Annotated in this window: 15 protein-coding genes; 9 read left to right on the top strand and 6 right to left on the bottom strand. The window is 60.6% G+C overall.

Annotated elements, in window-relative coordinates; genetic code table 11:
• Positions 1 to 9 precede the first annotated feature (9 nt).
• Positions 10 to 1,152, bottom strand: a complete 1,143-nt coding sequence (locus QLG12_RS12335) for an HlyD family secretion protein (RefSeq protein ID WP_064380532.1) — start codon at positions 1,150 to 1,152, stop codon at positions 10 to 12.
• Positions 1,149 to 2,804 (bottom strand): MFS transporter, encoded by a 1,656-nt coding sequence (locus QLG12_RS12340; protein WP_282474601.1) that lies wholly within the window; start codon positions 2,802 to 2,804, stop codon positions 1,149 to 1,151. Before QLG12_RS12340 ends, QLG12_RS12335 begins: the two co-directional genes overlap by 4 nt.
• 196 nt (positions 2,805 to 3,000) lie before the next feature.
• Here QLG12_RS12340 and QLG12_RS12345 point away from each other — a divergent pair, with 196 nt between their 5' ends.
• The 7 genes from QLG12_RS12345 (at position 3,001) to QLG12_RS12375 (ending at position 10,244) form a co-directional block, all read left to right on the top strand.
• Positions 3,001 to 3,951 carry a polysaccharide deacetylase family protein gene (locus QLG12_RS12345; RefSeq protein ID WP_282474602.1) on the top strand — a complete coding sequence of 317 codons (951 nt, stop codon included), beginning with the start codon at positions 3,001 to 3,003 and terminating at the stop codon, positions 3,949 to 3,951.
• Positions 3,952 to 4,122: 171 nt separating this feature from the next.
• Positions 4,123 to 5,418: an OprD family porin gene (locus tag QLG12_RS12350; RefSeq protein WP_236195112.1), complete on the top strand. Its 1,296-nt coding sequence runs from the start codon at positions 4,123 to 4,125 to the stop codon at positions 5,416 to 5,418.
• 149 nt (positions 5,419 to 5,567) lie between these two features.
• Positions 5,568 to 6,392 carry an NAD(P)-dependent oxidoreductase gene (locus tag QLG12_RS12355; protein ID WP_197867601.1) on the top strand — a complete coding sequence of 275 codons (825 nt, stop codon included), beginning with the start codon at positions 5,568 to 5,570 and terminating at the stop codon, positions 6,390 to 6,392.
• A gap of 41 nt (positions 6,393 to 6,433) precedes the next feature.
• Positions 6,434 to 7,327, top strand: a complete 894-nt coding sequence (locus tag QLG12_RS12360) for an SMP-30/gluconolactonase/LRE family protein (protein ID WP_282474603.1) — start codon at positions 6,434 to 6,436, stop codon at positions 7,325 to 7,327.
• A 58-nt stretch (positions 7,328 to 7,385) separates the two neighbouring features.
• Positions 7,386 to 8,357, top strand: coding sequence for a TRAP transporter substrate-binding protein (locus tag QLG12_RS12365; protein WP_011334822.1), 972 nt, complete (start codon positions 7,386 to 7,388; stop codon positions 8,355 to 8,357).
• Positions 8,358 to 8,436: 79 nt separating this feature from the next.
• Positions 8,437 to 8,964, top strand: coding sequence for a TRAP transporter small permease (locus QLG12_RS12370; RefSeq protein ID WP_011334823.1), 528 nt, complete (start codon positions 8,437 to 8,439; stop codon positions 8,962 to 8,964).
• Positions 8,964 to 10,244, top strand: coding sequence for a TRAP transporter large permease (locus QLG12_RS12375; protein ID WP_011334824.1), 1,281 nt, complete (start codon positions 8,964 to 8,966; stop codon positions 10,242 to 10,244). Before QLG12_RS12370 ends, QLG12_RS12375 begins: the two co-directional genes overlap by 1 nt.
• Before the next feature lie 47 nt (positions 10,245 to 10,291).
• Here QLG12_RS12375 and QLG12_RS12380 read toward each other — a convergent pair whose 3' ends face one another.
• The 3 genes from QLG12_RS12380 to QLG12_RS12390 are packed head-to-tail and all read right to left on the bottom strand — an operon-like array spanning position 10,292 to position 12,723.
• Entirely contained in the window at positions 10,292 to 11,092 is an 801-nt protein-coding gene (locus tag QLG12_RS12380) for a sulfite exporter TauE/SafE family protein (RefSeq protein ID WP_011334825.1), read from the bottom strand.
• Between the two features lie 9 nt (positions 11,093 to 11,101).
• The gene (locus tag QLG12_RS12385; RefSeq protein WP_282474604.1) at positions 11,102 to 12,346 is read right to left on the bottom strand and encodes an FAD/NAD(P)-binding oxidoreductase; all 1,245 of its coding nucleotides are present in this window, start codon (positions 12,344 to 12,346) and stop codon (positions 11,102 to 11,104) included.
• Between the two features lie 38 nt (positions 12,347 to 12,384).
• Positions 12,385 to 12,723 carry a metalloregulator ArsR/SmtB family transcription factor gene (locus QLG12_RS12390; protein WP_007952897.1) on the bottom strand — a complete coding sequence of 113 codons (339 nt, stop codon included), beginning with the start codon at positions 12,721 to 12,723 and terminating at the stop codon, positions 12,385 to 12,387.
• 98 nt (positions 12,724 to 12,821) lie between these two features.
• Here QLG12_RS12390 and QLG12_RS12395 point away from each other — a divergent pair, with 98 nt between their 5' ends.
• Both QLG12_RS12395 and QLG12_RS12400 read left to right on the top strand, forming a co-directional pair.
• Positions 12,822 to 13,685, top strand: coding sequence for an MBL fold metallo-hydrolase (locus QLG12_RS12395; RefSeq protein ID WP_197867597.1), 864 nt, complete (start codon positions 12,822 to 12,824; stop codon positions 13,683 to 13,685).
• 127 nt (positions 13,686 to 13,812) lie between these two features.
• Positions 13,813 to 14,658: a tyrosinase family protein gene (locus QLG12_RS12400; protein WP_197867596.1), complete on the top strand. Its 846-nt coding sequence runs from the start codon at positions 13,813 to 13,815 to the stop codon at positions 14,656 to 14,658.
• A 12-nt stretch (positions 14,659 to 14,670) separates the two neighbouring features.
• Here QLG12_RS12400 and bkdR read toward each other — a convergent pair whose 3' ends face one another.
• Positions 14,671 to 15,159, bottom strand: coding sequence for a Bkd operon transcriptional regulator BkdR (gene bkdR, locus QLG12_RS12405; protein WP_007915088.1), 489 nt, complete (start codon positions 15,157 to 15,159; stop codon positions 14,671 to 14,673).
• Positions 15,160 to 15,231 lie beyond the last annotated feature (72 nt).

Genomic DNA, 15,231 nt, shown 5'->3' on the forward strand with positions numbered 1-15,231 from the left:
ATATGTTGATCAGTGAGGTTGTGTATCACCGGCGGCAGTATCAATGCTGACCACCACCGACATCCCCGGCCGCAAGCGCTCGCTCTCCTGCTGATCCGGATCGATGGTGATGCGCACCGGCACCCGCTGGGCGATCTTCACGAAGTTGCCGGTGGCGTTGTCGGCCTGCAACAACGCGAATTCGGAACCGGTGCCCGGCGAGATGTGCTGAACGTGGCCGGTGAATTTACGGTGGTTCAAGGCATCGACGGTAAAGCTCGCCGGTTGCCCGACGCGCACGTTGTCCATCTGGGTTTCCTTGAGGTTGGCGATTACCCATTTCTGGTTCGGCACCAGCGCCATCAACTGCGCCCCGGAGTTGACGTAGGCGCCGAGGCGCACGCCGATCTGCCCGAGCTGACCGTCGCGCGGGGCGATGATCCGGGTGTTGGACAAGTCGATCCGTGCCAGCTGCACCGCCGCCTCCGCACTGGCCACCGCCGCCTCCAGCGAACCGCGATTGACGATCACCGTTTGCAGATCCTGTCGGGCGATTTCCAGATTGGCTTTGGCCTGCGCCACCGCCGCAATGCTTTGCGCATTGGCAGCCAGCGCCACGTCCATCTCACGCTTGGACACCGAACCGTCATTGACCAGCGCCTTGTTGCGACGCAGATCCGCCTCGCTTTTACGTAACTGCGCTTCGCTGTCGGCCACCACCGCCTGCCGCAGTTTGATCGTGGCTTCGGCGCTGTTGCGCTGCTGCACCACGTTGGCCAGCGAAGCCTTCTGCACCGCCAGTTGCGCCAGCGACTGGTCGAGGCGTTGCTGATAAATGCGGTCATCAAGACGCACCAGCAAATCCCCTTCCTTCACAAACTGGAAGTCCTGTACCGGCACTTCAAACACGTAGCCGCTGAGCTGCGGGCCGATGATTGTCACCTGACCGCGCACCAAGGCGTTTTCGGTGGTCTCAACTGCGCTGCTGAACGGCGGCAACTGCCAGGCGTAAAGCACGATCAACACGCCGACGATGGCAATCGCGGCAAACCCCAGCGACGAGATGATCCGCACCCGCAACGAGCGCGGCTCGGTGTTCGGTGATGACGGCGGCGCCACGCCTTCAGGGGTGGCGGCGATGGCATTGGTGGTTGTGGTGGTCGGTTCGGTCATGAAGAGGTGGCACCGCTGGAAGGTACGGAAGATGTCGGGGCGACGGCTCGGGTGGTGCTGATCAGCCACAGCGCACGGATGGAAATCCAGATCATGGTCAGGATCGCGATCACCGCGATCAGCATGAACACATCGTTGTAAGCCAGCACGTTCGCTTCGCGGGTGGCGGCGTTGGCCAGGCTGCGAATGCCTTGCAGATTGCGCAGGCTCGGGTCGGCAATCACGGAGCCGACTGCTGAACCGCCGCTCTGAACCCGGGCGGCGACCCTGGGATCGGACATCACCAGTTGCTCGACGATGTGACTGGAATGGAACTTCTCGCGCACGATCTGGAACGTCCCCAGCAACGCCGCGCCGATCAGGCCGCCGAGGTTGTTGCAGATCCCGAACAACACCGAAAAACTCACAAGGTTGCGCGGATTGGTCAGCACGTTGCGCGTGCCCAGCACCATGGTCGGGCCGAGGAAGAAGGTACTGCCGAACGCCAGCAGGAACTGGCTGAAATACAGATTGCCGGGGCGGGTCAGGTTGTTCGATGAGCTGTCCATGATCGAGCCGCTGGCCATCAACGCCAGCGAAACGATCAGCGGCATCAGCAGGTGTTTCGGGTCGATGGTCAGCGCACTGGTCAGCAGCCCGGCGACGCTGCCGATCAGCATCACCACATACAGGCTATGAAGCTGCTGGCTGCTCATGTTCAGGTTTTGCATGAAGCCCACGGCGCCGGTGGATTGCTCCGAGGTCACCATGCGAATCAGGATCACTGCCAACGCCAGACGGATCATCACCCCGCTGCCGAGCCAGCGGGTCATCAGCATCGGGTTGCTGCGGTTATGTTCGATGGCCAGCCCCGCGAGAATCAGGGCAATCGACGCGGCCAGGGCGATACCGATCCAGTCGGCCTCCAGCCACCAGTCGATCCGGCCCAGGGACAACACGGCGCACAGCAAAGCCACGCCGCTGGCGAGGATCGCGAAGGTGAGGAAATCAAGGGGTTCGAAGGTCTTGAAGCGGTCACCTGGCGGCAGTTTGAGCAACAAGACGCAGCCCAGCGACAGCAGTGCCATGCCCAATTCAAACAGGTACAGGCCGCGCCATTCGGCGATCTGCAACAGGTCTTCGGAAAACAATCGCGCCAGCGGCAAGGCCAGCTGTGAGGTGCCGAGGCCCAACACCAGCGCCTTCATCCGCCATTTGGCCGGGAACGCCTGCACCATGTAATACAGGCCCAGTGAACTGAGCGCCGCGCCGACCATGCCGTGGGCTGCACGCACCGCGATCGCAGAATTCAGGTCGTTGACGAACAGATGGCCGAAGGTCACCAGCGCATACAGCACCAGAAACACCTCGGTGAACGCCCGCAGGCCGAACTGCTGGCGAAACTTCACCAGCAGCAGGTTCATCGACACGTTGGTCATCACATACGCCGCCGGCAGCCAGGCCATCTCCGCCGTGGTCGCCCCGAGCGCGCCTTGCAGGTAAGGCAGGTTGGCGACCACCAGCGCATTGCCCAGACCACCGGTCACCGCGACAAGCACGCCCACCAGCGCATAAGCCAGGCGCTTGGGGTTGGAATGCAGCGGCGTCGAGGGGGAACCGGGCAGACTGGGCTTCTCGTGCGGCTGCCAGTTGCGCGGGGCGTATTGATCCATTGAAAGGCCTTGTGCGGTGATGGCTTGAGTGTGCCGCAAAACTGCAGCCAAACCCATATCCCTGTGGGATTCTGCTCCCCCGGATCCGGAGTGGATTCGTAAATATTGTTTAAAGGTCATCTCGCCCGCAGCGGATTTTTCCCAAGCGTAGCGGATGCCAACCTTGCAGCACTTCTCAACCTGCAAGGTGCCCGATATGACCACTCCCCGCTGGCAACGCTCCCCGCGTCTGCTGAAAAACCTGCTGGCCGCCGCGCTGATGCTGCCCGCCCTCGCCTTCGCCCAGGAACGCCCGTGGCCGGATGGCTCGCAACTGGTGATTTCGGTGTCGATGCAATTCGAAACCGGCGGTCAGCCCGAGGGCGCCGAAAGTCCGTTCTCCGGCACACCGCTGCCAAAAGGTTATCCGGACCTGCCGGCGCAGACCTGGTTCGATTACGGCTACAAGGAAGGCCTGTGGCGCATGCTCGATCTGTGGGATCGCACCGGCATCAAAGTCACCTCCCACGTGGTCGGCGAAGCGGCGCTCAAGCACCCGGAACTCGCCAAAGCCATCGCCGAACGCGGCCATGAACTGGCGGCCCACGGCATGCGCTGGGCCGATTCGTACAACATGAACTACGCCCAGGAAAAACAGTTCATCGGTGATGGCGTCGCTGCGGTGGAAAAAATCGCCGGCCAGCGCTCGGTCGGCTACAACGCCAACTGGCTGCGCCGCAGCCCCAATACGCTGAAGGTGCTGCAGGATCTGAATTTCACCTACCACATTGACGACGTCAGCCGTGACGAGCCGTTCGTGACCATGGTTCGCGGGCGTAAATTCGCCGTGGTGCCGTACACCCTGCGCAACAACGACATCGTGCTGGTCGAGGGCCGGCATTTCTCCGCCGAGCAGTTCTACCAGCAACTGGTGCTGGAATTCGATCGCCTCTACGCCGAAGGCGCGAGCAAGCGGCGGATGATGTCGGTGAGTCTGCACGATCGCATCGGCGGTACTCCGGCGATGGTCGAGGCCATGGAGCGTTTCATCCGGTACGCCCAGTCGCATCCGAAGGTGAGCTTCATGCGCAAGGATCAGATCGCGCAGATCGTGCTGACCGAAAAAAATTCCCTGATCGATAACACTGAAGCGCTCTACAACCAGTAAATGTGCCGAAAGCAGCCCTCTTCACAGCGCTTTGAGGGCTGCCCGCTCACCCAAAGTCATCGTACGACGCCCTGTTGACATTTCCGGAAAACCTCGCAAATATCCGCAACCATGTTGTACGACGACGTATAACAAATAATAAAAACAACAAATGAAACAGGGAGCGTCACAGTGAGCACACTCGTCTGCAATTCCGTCCGCACGTCCCGTTTTTCTATCCCCCGCCCGCGTTCCACCCTGAGCCTGATCGGTTGCAGCAGTCTGGCTATCTTCTTGCCGATGAGCGCCGATGCCGAGGGCTTCATCGAAGACAGTAAAGCCACGCTGAACCTGCGCAACGCCTACTTCAATCGCAACTTCGTCAACCCCAACTACCCGCAGGGCAAGGCTGAAGAGTGGACACAGAACTTCATCCTCGACGCCAAATCCGGTTTCACTCAGGGCACCGTCGGGTTTGGCCTGGACGTGCTGGGCATGTATTCGCAGAAGCTCGATGGCGGCAAAGGCACCGGCGGTACGCAACTGCTACCGATCCACGATGACGGGCGCCCGGCGGACAATTTCGGGCGCTTGGGCGTGGCGCTCAAGGCCAAGGTGTCGAAGACCGAATTGAAGGTGGGTGAATGGATGCCGGTGCTGCCCATTCTGCGCTCGGATGATGGCCGCTCCCTGCCCCAGACGTTTCGCGGCGGCCAGATCACGTCCACCGAAATCAATGGCCTGACCCTTTACGGTGGTCAGTTCCGGGGCAACAGCCCGCGCAACGATGCCAGCATGGAAGACATGTCGATGAACGGCCGCGGCGCCTTCACCTCCGACCGTTTCAACTTCGGCGGCGGCGAATACACCTTCAACGACAAACGCACGCTTGTCGGTGTGTGGTACGCCGAACTCAGCGACATCTACCAACAGCAGTATTTCAACCTCAGCCACAGCCAGCCACTGGGCGACTGGACACTCGGCGCCAACCTCGGTTTCTTCACCGGCAAGGAGGACGGCAGCGCCCAGGCCGGCGACCTCGACAACAAAACCGCGTTCGCCATGCTTTCGGCCAGATACGGCGGCAACACGTTCTACATCGGCTTGCAAAAGCTCAGCGGCGACGATGCCTGGATGCGTGTCAACGGCACCAGCGGCGGCACCCTGGCCAACGACAGCTACAACGCCAGTTACGACAACGCGAAGGAGCGCTCGTGGCAGATTCGCCACGACTACAACTTCGTCGTCCTCGGCGTCCCCGGCTTGACGCTGATGAACCGCTACATCAGCGGCGACAACGTGCACACCGGCACCACCACCGACGGCAAGGAATGGGGTCGCGAATCGGAACTGGCCTACACCGTGCAGAGCGGCCCGCTGAAGAACCTCAACGTCAAATGGCGCAACGCGACGATTCGCCGGGACTTCAGCACCAATGAATTCGACGAGAACCGGATCTTCATCAGTTACCCGATTTCCTTGCTGTAAACCCGAACATGGCGTGAGCGGAAGGTGAATCCGCCTTCCGTCATTTACACCGAAAGTCGCGTTGACAAGTTCCGGAAACCCTACCGATACTTCAACGCAGTCATACGACAACCTACAACAAACCTAATAACAACGTGTAAGGGATTGCCATGACGTTCACCTCCACCGCCCCAACTCCGTTCAATCGCCTGCTGCTGACCGGCGCCGCCGGTGGCCTGGGCAAAGTCTTGCGCGAACGTCTGCGCCCCTACGCCAACGTGCTGCGCCTGTCGGACATCGCCGCCCTCGCCCCAGCCATCGATGACCGGGAAGAAATCGTGCTCTGCGACCTCGCCGACAAAACCGCCGTGCATCAACTGGTCGAAGGCGTGGATGCGATCCTGCATTTCGGTGGCGTTTCAGTGGAGCGCCCCTTCGAAGAAATCCTTGGTGCCAATATCTGCGGTGTGTTCCATATCTATGAAGCGGCACGCCGGCATGGCGTCAAACGGGTGATCTTCGCCAGTTCCAACCATGTCATCGGTTTCTACAAACAGAATGAGCATCTCGACGCCAGCTCCGCTCGCCGCCCCGATGGCTACTACGGTCTGTCCAAGTCCTACGGCGAAGACATGGCCAGTTTCTACTTCGATCGCTATGGCATCGAAACCGTCAGCATCCGCATCGGCTCGTCATTTCCCGAACCGCAGAACCGCCGAATGATGCACACCTGGCTGAGCTTCGACGACCTCACCCAATTGCTCGAGCGTTCGCTGTACACCCCCAACGTCGGCCACACCGTGGTTTATGGCATGTCCGCCAACAAGGATGTGTGGTGGGACAACCGCTTCGCCAGCCACCTCGGCTTCGAGGCCAAGGACACCTCCGAAGTGTTTCGCGACAAGGTCGAAGCGCAGCCGATGCCCGCCAGCGATGACCCGGCGCGGATCTATCAGGGCGGGGCCTTTGTCGCGGCGGGCCCGTTCGGCGATTGACCGGCGCGTTTCACCTCTCCAACAAAACCAAGGGAATGAGTATGCAAGCCGAATTGATCGTCGACGCCCGCAACGCGGTGGGTGAAAACCCGGTGTGGGTGCCGCAGGAAAACGCCTTGTACTGGGTCGATATCCCCAACGGTGGCCTGCAACGCTGGGATGCCGACACTGGCCATGTTCACGCCTGGAAGGCTCCCGAGATGCTCGCCTGCCTCGCCCGACACAGCCGGGGCGGCTGGGTGGCCGGCATGGAGAGCGGGTTCTTTCAACTGCGCCCCCACAGCGATGGCAGCCTTGACAGCGACCTGCTCGCGACCGTGGAACACAGTCGCCAGGACATGCGCCTGAACGACGGCCGCTGCGACCGTCAGGGCCGGTTCTGGGCCGGCAGCATGGTGCTGAACATGGGCCTGAATCTGCCCGAGGGCCGGCTCTATCGTTACGCTGCCGGGCAAACAGGCGTGATAGAGGCACAGCTTGATGGCTTCATCGTGCCCAATGGTCTGGGCTTCAGCCCGGACGGCAAAACCATGTACCTGTCGGACTCGCACCCGAGCGTGCAACTGATCTGGGCTTTCGATTACGACACCGAGACAGGCACACCCTCCAACCGCAGGGTGTTCGTGGACATGAACCATTTTTACGGCCGTCCCGACGGCGCTGCCGTGGATGCCGATGGCTGCTACTGGATCTGCGCCAACGATGTCGGCCTGATCCACCGGTTCACGCCGGAAGGTCGCCTTGACCGCTCACTGCCGGTACCGGTGAAAAAACCCACCATGTGCGCCTTCGGTGGCAGCCGGATGGACACCTTGTTCGTGACCTCGATCCGCCCCGTCGACGACCAGGATCCCCACTCCCTGGCCGGCGGCGTGTTCGCCCTCAACCCCGGCGTCAAAGGCCTGCCGGAGCCATTGTTCGACGACCTGCTGTAACCCCCCTGCTGCATCGCTGTGCCTTGAACACAAAAATAACAAGACTGGAGAACCCCTCATGGACTTCAAACGCACGTTGCTCGCCGCCGCTCTCCCCCTCGCGCTCACCTTCGGCAGCGCCGCCCAGGCGCTGGAAATCAAATTCGCCGACATCCACCCCGCCGGGTATCCGACCGTGGTCGCCGAAGAACAGTTGGGCAAGACCCTGGTTGCCGAAAGTGACGGCAAGCTGACCTTCAAAATGTTTCCCGGCGGCGTGCTCGGCTCGGAAAAGGAAGTGGTCGAGCAGGCTCAGGTCGGCGCCATTCAAATGGCCCGCGTCAGCCTCGGCATCGTCGGCCCGGTGGTGCCGGACGTGAACGTGTTCAACATGCCGTTCGTGTTCCGTGACCAGGCGCACATGCGCAAGATCATCGACGGTGAAATCGGTGACGAGATCCTCGACAAGATCACTCAATCCGAATTCAACCTCGTCGCTCTGGCGTGGATGGACGGCGGCACGCGCAACATTTACACCAAGAAACCGGTGCGCAGCCTTGAAGACCTCAAGGGCATGAAAATCCGTGTGCAGGGCAACCCGATGTTCATCGAAACCATCAACGCCATGGGCGGCAACGGGATCGCCATGGACACCGGCGAAATCTTCAGTGCGCTGCAGACCGGCGTCATCGACGGCGCGGAAAACAACCCACCGACCCTGCTTGAACACAACCACTACCAGAACGCCAAGTTCTACAGCCTGACCGGGCACCTGATCCTGCCCGAGCCGATCGTGATGTCGAAAATCACTTGGGACAAACTCACCCCCGATCAGCAGACGCTGGTGAAAAAAGCCGCCAAGGCTGCACAGGCTCAGGAGCGCACGCTGTGGGACGCCAAGTCCGTCAGCAGCGAGGAAAAACTCAAGGCGGCCGGCGTCGAGTTCATCACCGTCGACAAGAAACCCTTCTACGAGGCCACCGCCTCGATCCGTGAAAAATACGGCGCCCCCTATGCCGACCTGATCAAGCGCATCGAAGCCGTTCAGTAAACCTCCCAGCCCTCTGCAAAAGGCCCGGCAGCGCTGACGTCGCCTGACGTCCGCGCGTGCCCGGTTACGGTGGAACCCGATGAAGAATTTGCTGCTGCGCATCAATGACCGGATCTACATGGCCTGCATCTGGGTCGCCGGTCTGTCGGTGCTGACCATTTCCCTGATCATCCCCTGGGGCGTGTTCGCCCGTTACGTCCTCGGCACAGGTTCGAGTTGGCCGGAGCCCACCGCCATTCTGCTGATGATGGTCTTCACCTTCATCGGCGCCGCCGCCAGCTATCGCGCCGGCGCGCACATGGCGGTGGCGATGGTCACCGACCGCCTGCAACCGAAGATGCGCCAAACCATGAGCATCGTTTCGCAAGTGCTCATGGGCACCATCTGCCTGTTCATGACCATCTGGGGCACCAAGCTGTGCCTGTCGACGTGGAACCAGTTCATGAGCGCCCTGCCGACATTGCGGGTCGGCATCACTTACATGCCGATCCCGGTTGGCGGTGCGCTGACGCTGGTATTCGTACTGGAAAAACTCTTGCTCGGCGATCAAAGCAATCGCCGCGTGGTGCGATTCGACCTGGTTGAAGAAAACGAAGGGGCTGCCTGATGGACGCATTGATTCTGCTGGGCAGTTTTATCGCACTGATCCTGATCGGCATGCCGGTTGCCTATGCCCTCGGACTGTCGGCGCTGATCGGCGCGTGGTGGATCGACATCCCGTTCCAGGCCTTGATGATTCAGGTGGCGGGCGGGGTGAACAAATTCTCGCTGCTGGCGATTCCGTTCTTCGTGCTGGCCGGCGCGATCATGGCCGAGGGCGGCATGTCTCGGCGGTTGGTGGCGTTCGCCGGGGTCTTGGTGGGCTTCGTGCGTGGCGGGCTGTCGCTGGTCAACATCATGGCCTCGACCTTCTTCGGCGCGATTTCCGGCTCGTCGGTGGCCGACACCGCGTCGGTGGGTTCGGTGCTGATCCCGGAAATGGAGCGCAAGGGCTACCCTCGGGAATTCTCCACAGCGGTCACCGTCAGCGGCTCGGTACAGGCCCTGCTGACCCCGCCGAGTCACAACTCGGTGCTCTACTCGCTGGCGGCCGGTGGCACCGTTTCCATTGCGTCGCTGTTCATGGCCGGCGTGGTGCCGGGCCTGCTGATGAGCGCGTGCCTGATGGTGCTGTGCCTGATTTTCGCGCGCAAACGCGACTATCCCAAAGGTGAAGTGATCCCGCTGCGTGAAGCCCTGAAGATCTGTGGTGAAGCCTTGTGGGGACTGATGGCGATGGTGATCATTCTCGGCGGCATTCTCTCGGGGATCTTCACGGCCACCGAGTCGGCGGCCATCGCCGTGCTGTGGTCGTTTTTCGTCACCATGTTCATCTACCGCGACTACAAATGGAGTGAACTGCCGAAACTGATGCATCGCACGGTGCGCACCATTTCCATCGTGATGATCCTGATCGGCTTCGCCGCCAGCTTCGGCTACATCATGACCCTGATGCAGATCCCGGCGAAGATCACCACGCTGTTCCTGACCCTGTCCGACAACCGCTACGTGATCCTGATGTGCATCAACGTCATGCTGCTGTTGCTCGGCACCGTGATGGACATGGCACCGCTGATCCTGATCCTCACACCGATCCTGATGCCGGTGATCCTCGGTATCGGCGTCGACCCGGTTCAGTTCGGCATGATCATGCTGGTCAACCTCGGTATCGGCCTGATAACGCCGCCCGTGGGAGCCGTGCTGTTCGTGGGTTCGGCGGTGGGCAAAGTCAGTATCGAAAGCACGGTGAAGGCGCTGCTGCCGTTCTACGCCGTGCTGTTCCTGGTGCTGATGCTGGTGACCTACGTTCCGGCGCTGTCGCTGTGGTTACCGCATCTGGTGTTGTGACGCTGACGCCGTGGCGAGGACGCCTGGTCCTCGCCACAGGTTTTGTCTCACGCACGCAGCAACATGTAAGCGGCGACCACCAGGCACACACTGGCAAACCCCACCTGCAACGTCCTCGCCGGCACTCGCGCACAGAGTTTGCGGCCGATGATCATGCCGACGATGCTCGCTACGATGAACGACGCACCCAGATGATCGATCCGCACCCCGGCATGGAACGCACCGATCACGCCGATAGCGGAAATCAGGCTGATGACCATCAGTGAAGTGGCGACGATCCCGCGCATCTGCACATCGGTCAGTTGCTTGAACGCCGGCACGATCAGGAACCCGCCGCCAACGCCCAGCAAACCGGACACCACGCCGGTGACCGCGCCCAGTGCCGCGAGAGTCGCGGTGCATTTGGCGGTCCAGTCGAAACGGCCGGTCTGTTCATTGAGCATGCAGTTCTTCTGGCCCCAACTGGCGTGGCCATGGTCGCTCGGCCCCTCTTGCTGGCGTTCGCGGCGCAGCATGCGCCACGCCACCATCACCATCAGCAGGCTGAACAGGATCATCAGGACCTTTTCCGGCAACTGATGGGCAAAGTAGATCCCTACCGGCGAAAACACCGCACCGAGCGCCGCAATCAGCAGCGCCGCGCGATAGCGCACCAGACCGTGGCGCAAACCATCAATCGCGCCGACTGCCGCCGCGCTGCCCACCGCAAACAACGCCACGGGCGCTGCCTGCGTCATCGTCCAGCCCAGCCCGAGTACCAGTGCCGGTACGGCGAGGATCCCGCCGCCGGCCCCGGTCAGACCGAGGATCAACCCCATCACCACGCCAAACAGGCTTGCCAGCAACATAGTGTGTTCTCAGTCAACCCTGGACAGGCTTGTCAGCCATTCGCGGCCCTTGAGCATGCCGTTCCAGTAGAACCACGGCAGCAGCGTCGCCTTCAGCCACCACGCGGAGCGGCGCGGCACGGTCGGGTCGAGCGGAAAGGTCGGCAGCAATTTTCCGCCATAGCCGAACTCGGCGAGGATCACCTTGCCCTTCTCCACCGTCAGCGGGCAGGAGCCGTAGCCGTCGTACTTCAGCGGCAGCGCCAGTTCCTTGCGCAGGGCCAGCAGGTTTTCCGCCACCACCACGACCTGCTTGCGCACTGCCGCGGCGGTTTTCGCGTTGGTGGTGCCGCAGATATCGCCCAGGGCAAACACTTCGGGATAACGCGGGTGTTGTAGCGTGTGCGGGTTGACCTCGCACCAGCCAGCGGCGTCGGCCAGCGGACTTTGTGCGATGAAATCCGGTGAAACCTGCGGCGGGACGACGTGCAACAAATCGAAAGTCTTGGCCTGACGGGTAACGTTGCCGTCCGCATCCTTGACGTCGAACCAGGCGGTTTTCGCCGGGCCGTCGACCTTCACCAGATTGGAATTGAATGCCAGCCGTGCGTTGTATTTCTCGATGTACTTCATCAGCGGCGGTACGAAGGTCGGCACGCCAAACAGCGCGGCACCGGCCAGGTTGAACTCGACATCGACCTTGCTCAGCACGTTGCGCTTGAGCCAGTGATCGCAGGACAGGTACAGCGCCTTTTGCGGCGCGCCGGCACACTTGATCGGAATCGGCGGCTGGGTGAACAGCGCTTTGCCGCCGCCCAGTTTCTGCACCTGATCCCAGGTGTATTGCGCGTGCTGATAGCTGTAATTGGAGGTGACGCCGTGCTGGCCGAGGCTGTCCTGCAGGCCTTCGATCTTCTCCCACGCCACGCGCAGGCCGGGACAGACGATCAGGTTCTGATAGGTGACCGTGCGTTGATCGTTGAGGATGAGACGGCGCTGGTCGGGGTCGATGCCGGTCACGGCGGCCTGAATCCAGGTGGCCTGGCGCGGCATCACTTTATTCATCGGTCGGGCGGTGTCTTTGGCGTCATAGGCGCCACCGCCGACCAGCGTCCACGCCGGTTGGTAGTAATGCAGGGTGCTCGGCTCGATCACCGTGATTTTAAGGCCGGGATCGCGCTTGAGCAGGCTCGCGACAAAACCGATGCCGGCAGTGCCGCCGCCGATGACCACGATGTCCGCACTGATGGATGGGCCCCAGTGTTGATCGTTCATTGTTTGTTCCTTATGGCTGCACGCAAGGATAGCCGGGTCTATTGCGCCCAGCTTTTGAGCACGGCTCCGCAGTAGAGTCCCGAGAGGGTTTTCATCACCTGGATCACTTCGTGACTGGCGAGACCGTAAAAAATGTACTTGCCTTCACGACGGGTCGCGACCAGCCCTTCATCGCGCAGGATGCCCAGTTGCTGGGACAGGGTCGGCTGACGCACGCCGGTCATTTTCTCCAGTTCGCCGACGTTGCGCTCGCCCTGGGTCAACTGGCACAGGATCAACAGTCGATCCTCGTTGGCCAGGGCCTTGAGCAGCGAACAGGCCTTGGAGGCCGAGGCGCGCAGTTGCGCCACTTCACATTCGGTCAGACTGGATTGCATTTGCAGGATGCCTTCAACGTCACTTAAGCTGCGGACATTATGTGTTTACATAAAGTGTTGCAACCTGACTTTTCACCTTCCTGCACAGGACCGCGTCCATGCCCGCGCTGATTGAAGCTTTCCTCGACCCCGCCTCTTCGACCTACAGCTACGTGGTCTACGAGGCCGACGGCGGGCAGTGCGCAATCGTCGATCCGGTGCTTGATTACGACAGCGCCGCCGGCCGCACCTGCACGGCTCAGGCGGACAGGATCATCGCCTTCGTGCGTGCCCATCACTTGCAAGTGCAATGGCTGCTGGAAACCCATGCCCACGCCGACCACCTGTCCGCCGCGCCCTACCTGCGCCGGGAACTGGGCGGGAAAATCGCCATTGGCGAATCGATCAGCAAAGTGCAGAACGTGTTCAAGGCGCTGTTCAACCTGGAACCGGAATTTCGCGTCGATGGTTCGCAATTCGATCACCTGTTCGCACCCAACGAGTCATTCCGGATCGGCAATCTCAAGGCCACCGCCCTGCATGTCCCCGGCCACACACCGGCGGACATGGCCTACTTGATCGATGGCGAACAGATCCTGGTCGGCGACACGCTGTTCATGCCCGACGTCGGCACCGCCCGTTGCGACTTCCCCGGTGGCAATGCTCATCAGTTGTTCAATTCAATTCAAAAGCTGCTGGCCTTCCCTGCCAGCGTGAAGCTCTACGTCTGCCACGACTATCCGCCGCAAGGCCGCGACTCGCAGTGCCAGACCACCGTGGGTGAACAGCGTAAAAGCAATATCCATGTGCATGACGGCGTCGACGAAGCCGCGTTTGTCGAGATGCGTACCAAACGGGATGCCGGACTTGGAATGCCGACACTGTTGTTGCCGGCGATTCAGGTGAATGTGCGGGCGGGAAATTTGCCACCGGCAGAAGGCAATGGCGTTGTTTACCTGAAGATTCCGATCAACTCCGTGTAAGAAAAGATCAGTGAAGTAATTCGAATCAAGGGGATTCGTACCTGTCACGTCGGATCCCATGAACTGGGCGTAATCTCGGCCGACAGGCAGACTTCATGGGGTAATCAACCCATGGAGACTTGGCAATATGGATATTCGCCGTAACCACCGGGATCTGTCCCGGGAAGAGAAATCCGCCTTCATCAACGCAGTCCTGAGGCTGAAAAACAACGTCAACAGCGTGCTGCGTCCCGGTCAGCAAAGCCGTTACGATGACTTCGTTCAGATCCACAAAAACTCAATGGGACGTGGCAATCCGCTCGCACCCAGCCCTCATCAAAGCCCCTTGTTTTATCCGTGGCACCGGGTCCTGATCCGCCAGTTCGAACTGGCGCTGCAGGCCGCCGCCGATGACCCTCGCATCACACTGCCCTACTGGAACTGGCAAATCGGCGGCGCCGACAATCCATTCACCTCGGACTTCATGGGCGGCAACGGTGACAACACCCAGAATCAGCTGGTAACCAGCGGACCCTTTTCCAATAACCAGTCGCCATTCATTGTCTCGGTATGGGACGAGGGCGTCGGTGACGCGGGCTTGCGTCGCAATCTCGGGGCTGCCGGCGCCTTGCCGTCACCAGAAACCGTCATCTCGGCCCTGAACAGAACGTCCTATTGGATGGAGCCGGGCGGTTGGGAAAACTTTTCCGAACGTGAACTGCACAATCCCGTGCATGCCTGGATCGGAGGCAACATGATGGAGGCATCCTCTCCCAATGACCCGATATTCTTCCTGCATCATTGTTATCTGGATCTGCTCTGGGAACGCTGGAAACACCAGCATCCGAACGTTCCCTCTTTCCCGCAGGAGGAACTGAGCCACTCGACACTGGTCTTTCACCCCGAAAACGAACTCGCTCCGTGGCCTCAAAACTTCACCATTGAGCAGACTCTTTTTACCGAAGAACTGGGTTATCGATATGAATACCTGTGAACGGCACCGGATTCAGTTGCCCAGCGTCAAACCGTTCGCCGGCAGCGGCAATGCCGTCTTATAGCGCACCTGCTTGAGCGCAAAACTTGACCGAATGTTGGCCACGCCCGGCACCTTGGTCAGAAAGTCCATCATGAAGCGTTCGAGCGACTGAATGGTCGGCACCAGCACCCGGATCAAGTAGTCAGGGTCGCCGGCCATCAGGTAGCACTCCATGACTTCGGGACGATCGGAAATGGCTTCTTCGAAATGCTGCAGCGCTTCCTCTACCTGCTTCTCGAGACTGACGTGGATAAATACGTTGACGTGCAGTCCCAGAAGGTCGGCATCGAGCAGGGTCACCTGCTCGCGGATCAGCCCCAGCTCTTCCATCGCCTTGACCCGGTTGAAGCACGGTGTCGGCGACAGATTGACCGAACGGGCCAGGTCGGCGTTGGTGATGCGCGCGTTCTCCTGAAGGCTGTTGAGAATGCCGATGTCGGTACGGTCCAGTTTGCGCATGAGACAAAACCACCTGCTTTTTATGTTTATGCAGAATTTCTATCTGCAAATGATCTTCAGCGCAACGAAACA

This window comes from Pseudomonas sp. V88_4 (genome assembly GCF_029967985.1).
GTDB lineage: Bacteria > Pseudomonadota > Gammaproteobacteria > Pseudomonadales > Pseudomonadaceae > Aquipseudomonas > Aquipseudomonas glycinae.

Bases quoted from the DNA above. Each gene is read 5' to 3' on its own strand.
- QLG12_RS12335 (WP_064380532.1), bottom strand. From the start codon at position 1,152: ATGACCGAACCGACCACCACAACCACCAATGCCATCGCCGCCACCCCT.
- QLG12_RS12390 (WP_007952897.1), bottom strand. From the start codon at position 12,723: ATGCAATCCAGTCTGACCGAATGTGAAGTGGCGCAACTGCGCGCCTCG.
- QLG12_RS12365 (WP_011334822.1), top strand. From the start codon at position 7,386: ATGGACTTCAAACGCACGTTGCTCGCCGCCGCTCTCCCCCTCGCGCTC.
- QLG12_RS12380 (WP_011334825.1), bottom strand. From the start codon at position 11,092: ATGTTGCTGGCAAGCCTGTTTGGCGTGGTGATGGGGTTGATCCTCGGT.
- QLG12_RS12360 (WP_282474603.1), top strand. From the start codon at position 6,434: ATGCAAGCCGAATTGATCGTCGACGCCCGCAACGCGGTGGGTGAAAAC.
- bkdR (WP_007915088.1), bottom strand. From the start codon at position 15,159: ATGCGCAAACTGGACCGTACCGACATCGGCATTCTCAACAGCCTTCAG.
- QLG12_RS12340 (WP_282474601.1), bottom strand. From the start codon at position 2,804: ATGGATCAATACGCCCCGCGCAACTGGCAGCCGCACGAGAAGCCCAGT.
- QLG12_RS12355 (WP_197867601.1), top strand. From the start codon at position 5,568: ATGACGTTCACCTCCACCGCCCCAACTCCGTTCAATCGCCTGCTGCTG.
- QLG12_RS12395 (WP_197867597.1), top strand. From the start codon at position 12,822: ATGCCCGCGCTGATTGAAGCTTTCCTCGACCCCGCCTCTTCGACCTAC.
- QLG12_RS12370 (WP_011334823.1), top strand. From the start codon at position 8,437: ATGAAGAATTTGCTGCTGCGCATCAATGACCGGATCTACATGGCCTGC.
- QLG12_RS12385 (WP_282474604.1), bottom strand. From the start codon at position 12,346: ATGAACGATCAACACTGGGGCCCATCCATCAGTGCGGACATCGTGGTC.
- QLG12_RS12400 (WP_197867596.1), top strand. From the start codon at position 13,813: ATGGATATTCGCCGTAACCACCGGGATCTGTCCCGGGAAGAGAAATCC.
- QLG12_RS12375 (WP_011334824.1), top strand. From the start codon at position 8,964: ATGGACGCATTGATTCTGCTGGGCAGTTTTATCGCACTGATCCTGATC.
- QLG12_RS12345 (WP_282474602.1), top strand. From the start codon at position 3,001: ATGACCACTCCCCGCTGGCAACGCTCCCCGCGTCTGCTGAAAAACCTG.